The 12,477-nt window shown below is 66.5% G+C and carries 14 protein-coding genes and 1 tRNA gene; 11 read left to right on the forward strand and 4 right to left on the reverse strand.

Annotated elements, in window-relative coordinates:
* The first annotated feature begins 18 nt into the window (after nt 1–18).
* The 5 genes from recQ (at nt 19) to ACZLIF_RS15990 (ending at nt 5,813) form a co-directional block, all read left to right on the forward strand.
* Nucleotides 19–1,821, forward strand: coding sequence for a DNA helicase RecQ (gene recQ / locus ACZLIF_RS15970; RefSeq protein ID WP_128990246.1), 1,803 nt, complete (start codon nt 19–21; stop codon nt 1,819–1,821).
* Between the two features lie 154 nt (nt 1,822–1,975).
* Nucleotides 1,976–2,356 carry a CopL family metal-binding regulatory protein gene (locus tag ACZLIF_RS15975; protein ID WP_128990243.1) on the forward strand — a complete coding sequence of 127 codons (381 nt, stop codon included), beginning with the start codon at nt 1,976–1,978 and terminating at the stop codon, nt 2,354–2,356.
* Nucleotides 2,357–2,430: 74 nt separating this feature from the next.
* Nucleotides 2,431–4,239, forward strand: coding sequence for a copper resistance system multicopper oxidase (locus ACZLIF_RS15980; RefSeq protein WP_128990241.1), 1,809 nt, complete (start codon nt 2,431–2,433; stop codon nt 4,237–4,239).
* Nucleotides 4,236–5,219, forward strand: coding sequence for a copper resistance protein B (locus tag ACZLIF_RS15985; protein WP_128990239.1), 984 nt, complete (start codon nt 4,236–4,238; stop codon nt 5,217–5,219). The genes ACZLIF_RS15980 and ACZLIF_RS15985 overlap by 4 nt, the downstream gene beginning before the upstream one ends.
* Nucleotides 5,220–5,300: 81 nt before the next feature.
* Nucleotides 5,301–5,813: a GNAT family N-acetyltransferase gene (locus ACZLIF_RS15990; protein WP_128990237.1), complete on the forward strand. Its 513-nt coding sequence runs from the start codon at nt 5,301–5,303 to the stop codon at nt 5,811–5,813.
* A 33-nt stretch (nt 5,814–5,846) separates the two neighbouring features.
* Here the strand turns inward: ACZLIF_RS15990 and ACZLIF_RS15995 are convergent, their stop codons facing one another.
* Nucleotides 5,847–6,164, reverse strand: coding sequence for a TFIIB-type zinc ribbon-containing protein (locus ACZLIF_RS15995; RefSeq protein WP_053520162.1), 318 nt, complete (start codon nt 6,162–6,164; stop codon nt 5,847–5,849).
* 150 nt (nt 6,165–6,314) lie between these two features.
* Here ACZLIF_RS15995 and ACZLIF_RS16000 point away from each other — a divergent pair, with 150 nt between their 5' ends.
* Both ACZLIF_RS16000 and ACZLIF_RS16005 read left to right on the forward strand, forming a co-directional pair.
* Complete coding sequence (locus ACZLIF_RS16000; RefSeq protein WP_128990235.1) at nt 6,315–7,076, forward strand: CPBP family glutamic-type intramembrane protease; 762 nt, start codon at nt 6,315–6,317, stop codon at nt 7,074–7,076.
* A gap of 92 nt (nt 7,077–7,168) precedes the next feature.
* A complete protein-coding gene (locus ACZLIF_RS16005) occupies nt 7,169–7,591 on the forward strand; it encodes a response regulator (RefSeq protein ID WP_065174769.1) in 423 nt (140 codons plus the stop codon).
* Nucleotides 7,592–7,628: 37 nt separating this feature from the next.
* On the opposite strand, the gene ACZLIF_RS16010 is transcribed toward ACZLIF_RS16005, so the two are convergent.
* Both ACZLIF_RS16010 and ACZLIF_RS16015 read right to left on the reverse strand, forming a co-directional pair.
* On the reverse strand, nt 7,629–8,567 hold the full coding sequence (locus tag ACZLIF_RS16010) for an alpha/beta hydrolase (RefSeq protein WP_128990233.1): 939 nt from the start codon (nt 8,565–8,567) through the stop codon (nt 7,629–7,631).
* 82 nt (nt 8,568–8,649) lie between these two features.
* On the reverse strand, nt 8,650–9,501 hold the full coding sequence (locus ACZLIF_RS16015; RefSeq protein WP_128990231.1) for an alpha/beta hydrolase: 852 nt from the start codon (nt 9,499–9,501) through the stop codon (nt 8,650–8,652).
* A 713-nt stretch (nt 9,502–10,214) separates the two neighbouring features.
* On the opposite strand from ACZLIF_RS16015, the gene ACZLIF_RS16020 reads away from it, so the two are divergent.
* The 4 genes from ACZLIF_RS16020 (at nt 10,215) to ACZLIF_RS16035 (ending at nt 12,058) form a co-directional block, all read left to right on the forward strand.
* The gene (locus ACZLIF_RS16020; protein ID WP_053520167.1) at nt 10,215–10,571 is read left to right on the forward strand and encodes a hypothetical protein; all 357 of its coding nucleotides are present in this window, start codon (nt 10,215–10,217) and stop codon (nt 10,569–10,571) included.
* 74 nt (nt 10,572–10,645) lie between these two features.
* The gene (locus ACZLIF_RS16025) at nt 10,646–10,975 is read left to right on the forward strand and encodes a hypothetical protein (protein WP_128990229.1); all 330 of its coding nucleotides are present in this window, start codon (nt 10,646–10,648) and stop codon (nt 10,973–10,975) included.
* A gap of 57 nt (nt 10,976–11,032) precedes the next feature.
* Nucleotides 11,033–11,470, forward strand: coding sequence for a hypothetical protein (locus tag ACZLIF_RS16030; protein WP_128990227.1), 438 nt, complete (start codon nt 11,033–11,035; stop codon nt 11,468–11,470).
* A gap of 363 nt (nt 11,471–11,833) precedes the next feature.
* On the forward strand, nt 11,834–12,058 hold the full coding sequence (locus tag ACZLIF_RS16035) for a hypothetical protein (protein ID WP_128990225.1): 225 nt from the start codon (nt 11,834–11,836) through the stop codon (nt 12,056–12,058).
* A 178-nt stretch (nt 12,059–12,236) separates the two neighbouring features.
* Here the strand turns inward: ACZLIF_RS16035 and ACZLIF_RS16040 are convergent.
* Nucleotides 12,237–12,312, reverse strand: a tRNA-Lys gene (locus ACZLIF_RS16040).
* Between the last annotated feature and the right edge of the window lie 165 nt (nt 12,313–12,477).

A 12,477-nucleotide genomic window follows, 5' to 3' on the forward strand; every position in this document is an offset into this window, starting at 1 on the left:
CCGGGGTAAACTAGCGCGATGGCTTCCCGTCCCGCGCACGACCTGCTCAACCGCGTCTTTGGTTACGACGATTTCCGTGGTCCGCAGCAGGACATCGTGGAGCACGTGGCTGCCGGTCACGACGCCCTGGTGTTGATGCCCACCGGCGGTGGCAAGTCGCTGTGCTACCAGGTGCCCGCCCTGCTGCGCGACGGATGCGGCATTGTCATCTCACCGCTGATCGCACTGATGCAGGACCAGGTCGAAGCCCTGCGCCAGCTGGGCGTGCGCGCCGAATACCTGAACTCGACGCTGGACGCAGAAACTGCCGGCCGCGTCGAACGCGAAATGCTGGCCGGCGAGCTGGACATGCTCTATGTCGCACCCGAGCGCCTGCTGACGGGTCGCTTCCTGTCCCTGCTCTCGCGCAGCCGGATCGCCCTGTTCGCGATCGACGAAGCCCATTGCGTGTCGCAATGGGGCCATGACTTCCGCCCCGAGTACCGCCAGCTGACGGTGCTGCACGAGCGCTGGCCGCAGATTCCCCGGATTGCCCTGACAGCCACCGCCGATCCGCCGACCCAGCGCGAGATCGCCGAGCGCCTGGACCTGCAGGATGCCCGCCATTTCGTCAGCTCCTTCGACCGCCCCAACATCCGCTACACCGTGGTGCAGAAGGACAACGCACGCAAGCAGCTGACCGATTTCCTGCGCGGGCATCGCGGCGAGGCGGGCATCGTCTACTGCATGTCGCGGCGCAAGGTCGAGGAAACCGCCGAGTACCTGCGCGGACAGGACTTCAACGCCCTGCCCTACCATGCCGGCCTGCCCGCCGACGTCCGCGCGGACAACCAGCGCCGCTTCCTGCGCGAGGATGGCATCGTCATGTGCGCCACCATCGCCTTCGGCATGGGCATCGACAAGCCGGACGTGCGCTTCGTTGCGCATACCGACCTGCCCAAGTCGATGGAAGGCTACTACCAGGAAACCGGCCGCGCCGGCCGCGATGGCGAAGCGGCCGAAGCATGGCTGTGCTACGGCCTGGGCGACGTCGTGCTGCTCAAGCAGATGATCGAGCAGTCCGAAGCCGGCGAGGAACGCAAGCAGCTGGAGCGGTCCAAGCTCGACCACCTGCTCGGCTATTGCGAATCCATGCAATGCCGCCGCCAGGTGCTGCTGGCCGGCTTCGGGGAGACCTATCCCCGCCCCTGCGGCAACTGCGACAACTGCCTGACCCCGCCGGCGGCATGGGACGCGACGGTTCCCGCGCAGAAGGCGCTGAGCTGCGTCTACCGCAGCGGCCAGCGCTACGGCGTTGGCCACCTGATCGACATCCTGCGCGGCAGCGAGAACGAGAAGGTGCGCCAGCAGGGTCATGACCAGCTCAGCACCTACGCCATCGGCCGCGACCTGGATGCACGGACCTGGCGCAGCGTGTTCCGCCAGCTGGTGGCCGCCAGCCTGCTCGAAGTGGACAGCGAAGGCCACGGCGGCCTGCGCCTGACCGATGCCAGCCGCGACGTACTGAAGGGCCGCCGCACGGTGAACATGCGCCGCGAGGCTGCGGCCAGCGCCGGCCGCGAACGCAGCGCGCAGCGCACCGGCCTGTCGGTCCCCCCGCAGGATCTGGCCCTGTTCAATGCCCTGCGCGGCCTGCGTGCCGAACTGGCCCGCGAGCAGAACGTGCCGGCCTTCGTGATCTTCCACGACAGCACCCTGCGCAACATCGCCGAACAGCGCCCCACCAGCCTGGACGAGCTGGCCCGGGTCGGCGGCATCGGGGGCACCAAGCTGAGCCGCTATGGTCCGCGCCTGGTGGAAATCGTGCGCGAAGAGGGGTAGCGCCCGGCCTCCTGTAGAGCCGAGCCCACGCTCGGCTGCCGTTGCCGCAGAAGCAGCCGAGCGCGGGCTCGGCTCTGCATTGGTGCCGCTCCAATCTTGAACCGGCCATTCAGCCGGAAGTGCATCCGGGCCCGCTTGCGGCTAGATTAGCGCCATGTCCCTGGCCTCGACCCTGCTCCGCGTCGTGCTCATGCTCAGCCTGTTGCTCAACGGGCTGAACGCGGCCATGGCCAGCGGTCATGAGGAGATGGGCCGCATGGCCCACGTGATGATGGCGACGATGGCGGGCGACGCCGACTGCCATCACCACGCCGCCATGTCCGCCGACGAGGCGCCGCAGGCCCAACCGGCGGCCCACGATGCGCATTGCAAGATCAAGGACTGCCTGCGCAGCTGTGCCCAGCATCCCCTGCTGGCGGTGCAGGCGCTGCCCTTCATGGCCGGTCCCGGCCTGTCGCTGACACCGCAGCCGATGCCGGCCAACGGCCGCCCGGCGCCGCCGTTGCCGCCACTTTCCCGCCCTCCCATCGCCTGATCCACACGCGTCGTGCGCCACGCGCACTCAAGCCGGCCCGCTGCCGGCGTCCTACCGTGTCTGGAGTCACCACCATGAATACCCGCATTCCCCCCGGCCCGGGCGCCCTGCCCATGCCGTCGCGCCGCCTGTTCGTTCAGGGTCTCGCCGCTGGCGGCGTGGTTGCCGGCATCGCCGCGGGCGGCGTGCCGCAGCGCGCGCTCGCTGCGGCCAGTGCCGCCCCGCGCTTGGCCGGCGCACCGGCCGTGCTGACCGATACCCGCCTGGAACTGGCCATCGGCGAATCGCTGGCCAACTTCACCGGTCGCACCCGGCCGGCGATCACCGTCAACGGCTCACTGCCGGCACCGATCCTGCGCTGGCGCGAGGGCCAGACCGTGGATCTGTTCGTACGCAATACGCTGGACCGCCACCCGACCTCGATCCACTGGCACGGCATCCTGCTGCCGGCCAACATGGACGGCGTCCCGGGCCTGAGCTTCAACGGCATCGGTCCCGGCGAGACCTACCACTACCACTTCCAGCTCAAGCAGTCGGGCACGTACTGGTATCACAGCCATTCGATGTTCCAGGAGCAGGCCGGCCTGTATGGCGCACTGATCATCGACCCGGCCGAGCCGGCCCCGTACCGGCACGACCGCGAACACGTGATCATGCTGTCGGACTGGACCGACATGGACCCGGGTGCACTGTTCCGGCGCATGAAGAAGCTCGCCGAGCACGACAACTACTACAAGCGCACCCTGCCCGACTTCGTGCGTGATGTGCGTCGCGATGGCTGGTCCGCGGCGCTGTCCGACCGCGGCATGTGGGGACGGATGCGGATGACACCCACCGACATCTCCGACATCAACGCGCATACGTACACCTACCTGATGAACGGCACCGCGCCGGCCGGCAACTGGACCGGGCTGTTCCGCACTGGCGAGAAGGTGCTGCTGCGCTTCATCAACGGCGCCTCGATGACCTACTTCGACGTGCGCATTCCCGGCTTGAAGATGACCGTGGTCGCTGCCGATGGCCAGTACATCCATCCGGTCAGCATCGATGAGTTCCGCATCGCCCCCGCCGAGACCTACGACGTGCTGGTCGAACCCAGCGGGCAGGATGCGTTCACCATCTTCTGCCAGGACATGGGCCGCACCGGCTACGCGGCCGGCACCCTGGCCGTGCGCCACGGCCTGCAGGCGCCGGTTCCCGCCCGCGACCCGCGCCCGCTGCTGACGATGAGCGATATGGGTCACGACATGGGCGGCGGTCACGGCGGTCATGACATGGCCGCGATGAAAGGCATGGAAGGCGGCTGCGGCGCCAGCATGGGGCACGGCGCGCATGGCGGCGCGACGACCACCGGCACGGCTCCGAAGCACCCGGCCAGCGAACGCAACAATCCGCTGGTGGACATGCAGAGCTCGGCCACCGATCCCAAGCTGGACGATCCCGGCATCGGCCTGCGCGACAACGGCCGCCAGGTGCTGACCTACGGCGCGATGCGCAGCCTGTTCGAGGACCCCGATGGCCGCGAGCCCAGCCGTGAGATCGAGCTGCACCTGACCGGCCACATGGAGAAGTTCTCCTGGTCGTTCGACGGCATTCCATTCGCCAGCGCCGAGCCACTGCGGCTGAACTACGGCGAGCGCATGCGCATCGTGCTGGTCAACGACACGATGATGCAGCATCCGATCCACCTGCATGGCGTCTGGAGCGACGTGGAGGACGCGCAGGGCAACTTCCAGCTGCGCAAGCACACGGTGGACATGCCGCCCGGGACCCGCCGCAGCTACCGCGTGCGCGCCGATGCGCTCGGCCGCTGGGCCTATCACTGCCACCTGCTCTACCACATGGAAGCGGGGATGATGCGCGAAGTGAGGATCGAAGAATGAAGCGCTCCCTTTTCTCCCCCAGCCTGCTGGCAATGGCCCTGAGCGTCGCACTGCCTGCCTTCGCACAGTCGCACGCAGGCCATGACAGGCCCACGCCCGCACCGGCACCGAAGATCCAGCAGCCCACTGCCGAAGACGCGGTTGATCACTCGAAGATGGATCATTCGAAGATGGATCATTCGACGATGGATCACTCGAAGATGGATCATTCGAAGATGGATCATTCGACGATGGATCATTCGACGATGGGCCACGGCACGTCCGCGCCGACCGAGCCGCGCGAGCCCATTCCAGTGCCCACCGACGCCGATCGTGCCGCCGCGTTCCCGCCCATCGCCCATGGCGCGATGGAGCATGCGCCGGAAATCAACAGCCTGCTGCTGATCGACCGCCTGGAGCACTGGGACGGCAAAAACAGCAACGGCCAGGCCTGGGAGGCCACCGGCTGGATCGGCGGCAACATCAACCGCCTGTGGCTGCGCACCGATGGCGAGCGCAGTGAGGGCCGCACCGAATCCTCGGCGGTGGAAGCACTGTACGGGCGCAGCGTGTCGCCCTGGTGGGATGTGCTGGTGGGTGTCCGCCAGGACTTCCGCCCCGCCGATTCCCGAACCTGGGCGGCCATCGGCATCCAGGGCCTGGCGCCGTACAAGTTCGAGAGTTCGGCCACACTCTATGCCGGCTCCGGCGGACAGCTGCTGGCCAAGGCCGAAGTGGAGTACGACGTGCTGCTGACCAACCGGCTGATCCTGCAGCCGCTGGTGGAGGCCACCGTGGCCAGCAAGGACGAACCGGAGTACGGCATCGGGCGCGGCCTGAACAAGGTCGAGGCCGGACTGCGCCTGCGCTACGAGTTCAGCCGCCGCTTCGCGCCTTACATCGGTATCACCCATGAGCGCAGTTTCGGCGATACCGCCGACTATGCCGGCGACCACGCGCGCGACACGCGCTGGGTGGCGGGCGTGCGCATGTGGTTCTAGTCGGCACAATGCGTGCAGCAGCGGGCCCCGGTTCAGACCGGGGCCCGCTACACTGCGGCACGTTCTTTCGCAGCTTGCATCATGGCCTTGCAGATCCGCCGCGCCACCTTCGCCGACGCTGAAGCGCTCTCAGCGATCGCCATCGCCACCTACACCGAAACCTGGGGCGACTCCTATCCGCCGCAGGATCTGCATGCGTTCCTGCACGCGCACTACAGCACGCAGCCGCAGCGCATCGAGCTGTCCGATCCACGCAGCGCGGTCTGGCTGCTGCTCGATGGCGATGCGGTGGTTGGCTATCTGGCCGCAGGCGCCAACACCCTGCCGCATGTCGACGCCCGCGACGGCGACATCGAACTCAAGCGCCTGTATGTGCTGGCGGCGTACCAGAACGGCGGCCACGGGGCGCGCCTGATGGAGGCGTTCCTGCATTGGCTGGATACGCCGCAGCGCCGCACCCTGTGGGTCGGCGTCTGGGAGGAGAACCTCGGCGCACAGCGCTTCTACGCGCGCTACGGTTGCAGCAAGGCCGGCGAATACGACTTCATCGTCGGCGACAGCCGCGATCGCGAGTTCATCCTGCGCCGGGCCTGACGCCCCCGGGATCGCCGCTGCCCCGTGGGCCTGTCAGAAATCGAACAGGTCGGACAGGAAGCTTTCCTTCTTCTTTTTCTTGTAGCCGTAACCGTGCTGGCCACGGTTTTCGTCGTGACGCTGGCCAAGGTGGCGGGTATCGCGGTGCATCACCGGCGGTGGCACTGCCGCCGGTTGTGCCTGTGCTGGCGGCGGTGGCGGCACCGCCGCACCGGCATTGGCGCGCTCGATGATCTTGTCCAGCTCGCCACGATCCAGCCACACGCCGCGGCAATTCGGGCAGTAGTCGATCTCGATGCCATGGCGCTCGGCCATCTGCAGGGTCTGGGTCTTGCACACGGGGCACAGCATCGGCATCGCTCCTGTCGGGTCTGATCTGGACTCTACCTGCTCTGCGATGACTGTCCGGCAACGCATGACCGATGGCAGGGGGACTTCCGGCGCGTGCCCTGCATCGCGCCGCCTCGCACACTGCGGTCTGGTCCCGCATGGAATGCGCTGATGAGTGTCCTGTCCCGCCTGCCGACTGCCGCCCGGATCCTGCTGGTCCTGCTGGGAACGGGCCTGGGGCTGAACGTACGTGACATCGCGGCGGCGCTGGGGCGGCCCATCCCCGGCCTGCCGATCCCCTATGGCGGCAGCCTGCTCGACAACGCCCTGGCGGTGCTGGTGGCCGTGCTGCTGGCCCTGCTGCTGCGTCCGCGCCACATGGGGTTGGCCGAAAGCCTCGGCCTGCGCGGCAACGGGATGCGCGGACCGCTACGGGTGCTGCTGGCCAGCCTGCCCTGCTGGGTGGGTCTGGCCGTGCTCGGCCGACCCAACACGGCGCTGACCGCCCTCGATGCGACGATGCTGGCCGTTCTGTTCCCGCTGGCCGAAGAGATTCTGTTCCGCGGCCTGGGCTTCATTCTGCTGGTGAAGATCGTGCGCGGCCCGTGGCCCTTGCTCGCACTGCCGCAGGCCCTGTTGTTCGGCATGGTGCACTGGCTTGGATTCGGCGGTTTCGATGGCGGTGGGGTGGCGCTGTTCGTCGGCGCAGTGATCGCCTTGGGGGGCTTCGTCTTCGCCTGGCTGGACCGCCTGGATGGCAACACCCTGTGGTGCGGCCTGGCGCTGCACGTGTCGATGAACCTGGCCTGGAACGTGTTCAGCCTGGACGACGCCGTGGCGCTCGGTTGGCAGGCCACCAGCCTGCGCATCGGCACGGCTCTGCTGGCGGTCGCGGTCCTGGCCTGGGACATGCGCCGGCGCCGCCGTCTGTAACATCCACGTGGCTTGCCGTGCACGCCGGGATCACTACCGGATTGCGCATACTTGCGCGCCTTTTCACCGTCGCTGTCCGGAGTTGTCGCGTCATGTTGCTGTCCAAGCGCCACGTTGAACCGCGCGTCCTGCTGATCGAGGACGCGGAGGAGACCCGCGAACTGAGCCGCATGGCGCTGGAAAGCCAGGCCTGCCACGTGGTGGGGGTGAGCTCTGCCGAAGCGGCACTGGGCCTGCTGGCCGCCGGCGAGCGCTTCGACCTGCTGTTCACCGACGTCAATCTGGGCCCGATCAGCGGCATCGAAGCCGCCAACCGGGTCCGCGGCCTGCATCCCCAGCTGCCGATCCTGGTGACATCGGGCATGGACCAGCACGCCGTCCTGCCGCAGCTGCGCGACGGCATCCATTTCCTGCCCAAGCCGTACAACATGAGCGAGCTGCTCGATGCGATCCGCCTGTGCTTCCGCCACGCGGATGTGGGCGTATTGACCGGGCCGGATGCACAGGCGGCGTGAAGCATCCATCCACGCCCAGCGTGGATGACCTCCGCCGTCAACCGCTGCTGTACGGCCCGGTGCCCGGAAACACCCTCAGCAGCGCGCGCGTGATGACGTCCGGGTAGACCGTGAAGTGGTCCTCGTCATCGATCACCATGTTCTCCACCTTCAACGAACGCCCGCTGCTGCGCAGCTGCTCGGCGAATTCGGCGTTGTCGCGCAGCATGTCGTTGCGGGTGAAATAACGCGGCTCGGGCTTGACCGTTTCAAAGCTGCCTACCGACAGCACCACCGTGGTCGGCTGCGTCGGCGCCTTGGCCTCCGCCTGCATGCGCGGCACGTGATGATCATCGAACCACAGCGACGGACTGGACAGGATGTAGCTACGGAACATGTCCGGGCGCGTGGTCAGCACATAGGCGCCGAACAGGCCACCATAGGAATGGCCTGCATAGGCACGCCGCGCCGGATCGGTGCGGTAGCGCGCATCGATCATCGGCAGCACCTGCTCGGCAAGAAAGTCGCGATAGTGCGCGGCACCGCCGTAGCTGACGTCATCACTGTAGTCCCGCGGATCGGTACGTGCCGGGTCGCTGGGCGTGTAGTCGCGCGAACGGCTCTGCCTGGAGGTCAGCCCCTCCTGCGGCGGCAGCCCCACCAGGATGAAGTCTTCGATGTTGACGCCCCGCTGCCCCACCATGTGTCGCACGCTGCGTACCAGCGGGAAGCTGTACAGCGCGTCGGTCACGTACAGCACCGGATAGCGCTTTTCCGGATGTGCGGCGTAGTCGGCCGGCAACGCCACCCACACCGGGTAATCGCGGCCGACCGGATCATGCACGCGCAGCGCCTCGGTATCCGGCAGCACCACACCCGGCGCGACGGTAGACGCGCTTTGCTTTGCCTCACTCTGCGCCGCCGGTGGCGCCACCGACATCGCACAGCCACTTACGGCCAGACAGGCCGCCACACTCCATCCACGCACACGCTGCATCCACACGCTCCCGTTACGGGCGGCGCACCGGATGGCGCCGCTGCCGCATCCTTGCATGCGGTGCACGCCGGTGCCAGTGCGGTCAGGGCGAAGCCGCTGGCGGCGCCGGGAACAGCGTGCGCAGTGCCTGCAATGCGGCCGGGTGATAGATCGTGGCGTGGGTTTCTTCCGGCAGCGGCAGGTACTTCACCAGCGGCGACGGCGACGGGTGTTGCAGCAGCGTGGCCAACTGCGCCGCGGAACTGGCCAGTTCCGGTTGCCCACTGCTGGCCAGGAATACGCGTGGCTTTGCCTGCGTCACCGCCGGCAGCTGCGTGGCTGCGCCGGCCAGCAAGGTGCCACGGTTCCACCACAGGCTGGGATCGAGCGCGATGTAGCTGTTGAACAGCGCCGGTTCCTGCAGCAGTGTTTCAACCACGAACAGGCCGGCCAACGATTCGCCGATCAACGCACGCTCGTCGGTGGTCGGGTAGCGCTGGCGTACCTGCGGCATCAGTTCATCGCGCAGGAAGGTGCGGTAGGCCGCCGAACCGCCGATGCGCGGCGCGATCTTCTGGTCCTGCGGGTCCTTGCTGGGGCCGGTCATGTCGCGGCGCCGCTCGGTGTTCTCGATGCCAACCAGCAGGAACGGGCGCATGCTGCCGTTACCGGTCAGCACCTGCACCAGCCCCGCCACATGCAGGAAATCCTCGCCGATGCCGCCGTCGGGCATGTAGAGCACCGGCAGCGGTGCCTTCGGATCCAGGCCCCACGGCTGCGGGCGGTAGACATTGATGCGGCGGGTCTCGCCCAGCGCCTTCGATTGCACGGTGAAGGTCTCGCCGATGACGAGCGGCGCGGCCGGCGTTGTCTGCGCGGACGGCGCGGGTTCGGCGGCCATCAGTGGCGCGGCGGAGACGGCGGACAACAACAGCGACAGCACGATGGGGCGCATGGGAGAACCCGTCCTGGGAAAGAGGCCGAGCATAGCGCGAGGTCGCTGTACATCCACGCCAAGCGTGGATGGATCACTGTAGAGCCGAGCCCACGCTCGGCTTGGCCCTGACGCGAACCGCAGCCGAGCATGGCTCGGCTCTACAACACGTCGCTCTGGCGCGGACGCCAACATCTCGGTCGTCGCAAATGCACCGATTTTCGAGAGCATGATTCGCAGACCAAACAACCATCTCATGCAAATGTGACGCCTCCGTTCCACGTGCCGCGTCACGTCACACTCGCCGTCACCGGCAGTTCTCGACATTTTCCCCGCGCGATTGACCAAGCCCCAGAGTACTTGCGTCGCGCACTGTCGCTTGCTGCACCAGCGGGGCCTGCGCCACCATCGTCGCGCGCCTTGGTTCCGCATTTCTCTTCGGAGAATCCTCATTGAAATCCAAGCGCGTGCGTGAACACCATGCAGCGCCACCGACAACGGGTGGCACCGGGCCTGCAAGCTCGTAATGACATTCACGCTGTTGTTTGCGCTCACCGGCCGACGCCGTCTTTGGATGGTGCCGGCGGGTGATCCGTCGGCCGTTATGGCGGGCGGTGCGTGGGGGTTTTCGGACCCGCCGGTTACTGCGTGATGTCATTCCGGCTTGCAGCCACGCATCGCCCGCCACCCGCGCTGCGCGGTGGCACGCCCACGCAAGAGCCGAGGAAGCCGAGATGACCGAACGTCCGCACTATGCTTCACACGCCACCAGCATCGATGATGACGACGACAACCCATCGCCCGAACTGAGCACCTTCCTGGGCTGCCTGAAACGCATCCGCGCGGGTGAAGGTGCCGATGGTCTGCCCTGGCCTGAGGCCGACGTTTCCCCGGGGCGTGGGGTTGCCCTGTCGCGGGTGGAACGGGCTGCCATCGGCATGCTGACCGTAGCGGAAATGCTGCACGCCGCCGATCGCTGCCGGGAAATGGCCACGCCGGACCGGCATCTGGACGCCGGAGTGGTGGAAGGGCTGTTCTTCGCCTGCCGCAGCCTGGCGGAACTGGTGTGCAGGGATGTGCGGGCCGAGTAGCCCGCTGCCGCAAAGCGGTCCATACTCGGGCCGGACCGGTCCATCGTCATGTTCAAACTTACAAGGAGGTACACATGTTGAATGCAATGATCGTCGTAGCACTGGCCGCAGGCCCAACCGCATCCGCACCGTATGGCGACTGCCTGCTCGCTAACCTCCAGCCCGGGCTGTCCGACCGTGCAGTGCAACTGGTGCAGCAGGCCTGCGCCGTAAAACACCCGGACAGCTTCGCTGCATCAGTGGAACTGGAGCGCAGATACAGCATCCAACGACAGGCGCAGTTCGATGCGGATCGTGCCACGGCGGAGCGGGCCGCGAACGCCGCCGCCCGCGCTGCGAATGTGGCTGCCACCGTGGCGGCGGAACGCGAGGCAGCAGAGGCCAAGGCTGCGACGGCGAAGTAGCCTCCACAGGAGGTGGGGAACGCACCCATTGATCGCTGTCCAAGGAAAGGAATTCCCATGCAGATGACGTCGCTTGCTTTCGGCATCGCGTTGTTGACGAGTGTGTCTGTCGGCCCGGCACTGGTCGGTGCACAAGCCGCCCCCGCAAAGGCGCGTACCACCGTGGAATCGCGGACGACCTGGCCAGCAGGCTCCGTCGAGGCCGCGTCCATTCTGGCGTGGGTCAAGGCACGGTCTCCCGGACATGCGCCCATCACCTCTGGGGGAGATATCTCGATTATCCGCAGGCAGATTGAGCCGCAGCCGCTGACTCGAACATCCAGCGGCCCAACCGTGGAGCTGCCCGTCTCAGGGCGGCAGGGCGAGGCGATCACGATCACGAGTCGCCAGGCAGATGGCTCCATCGAAACCTGGGCCCATACAGGGATCGATAGCGGGTGGATGCTGGTTGAGTATCACTTCAAGCGCGGCTTCAGCCCCGAGAGCATCAAGTAATCGAGCTACGCTCCTGGGCTGCTGCTGGACCAAACGCGCCTTGCGCAAGCCGGCACCGCTTTTCAACTTGGCTCTGGCGCAACCGGCCTCTGGCAGCGGCGGCAATCTGGACGGAACGGCCCACGCGTCTGGCCGGCCACTGGCCGTGATCTGGGAGCAATGAAACTGGGTACTGGTCTGGCCGCAGCTGGCGTTGGGCCGGCGTAATGGTTGTTGCCACCATCACCTGCGTTCTGTGGACACGCGCGAGGCGAGTTCGGGAAACCACAATGTAGGAATTTCCCTATAGCACGGAAATCGGAGAGCTGAAAGACTCTGAACCGCTCGTAGATGTCGAGCTAGCCAAGACCTAGAGGAGTGATTATGAAGACCCATAACATCCTGTTCGGTTTCATTGCTGTCACGATCGGTGCGATGTCTACAATTGGTGTGGTGCCTGAAGCGAAGGCCGCCGGCTTTCAAACAACCTGCAGCCCTCTCGGGGGTGGCTGGTACCAATGTACGGAAAAGTACTGCAACAACGATGGCTGCGTGGTTGTGAATACTTGGAGCCAGTTCTTCCAAGGCGATCAAGTGATCTTCGAGTAACGTTCCCCACATGAACATCGGCGCAAAGGCTCAGGTCTTTGCGCCTTACCCCAATTGGCGATTGCGATCGCTCGATTTGAAATCAGAGATAGTCGATCAGGCGGCCGCAGCCAAGCACCGCGCGGAGCGGTGGATATTTTGCGGAGCGCGGGGGAAGGGCTGAAACCCTTGGTGCACATGGTGGGCCGTGTAGGATTCGAACCTACGACCAAAAGATTAAAAGTCTTCTGCTCTACCGACTGAGCTAACGGCCCGGTGCACTGCCCCAGCCGCGTGGCGGGGGTGGGCATTCTACCCCACTTTGCCACGCGACGCGAAACCCCATACCCGCAGCCCGGGCAATCAAGCGCCCGGGCAGCCGGCTTGAACCGGCTTAAACCTTCCGCCCACACCGCGCATCCCATCCCTGATCCCCACTG

This window comes from Stenotrophomonas sp. 2201_Sma (genome assembly GCF_056486685.1).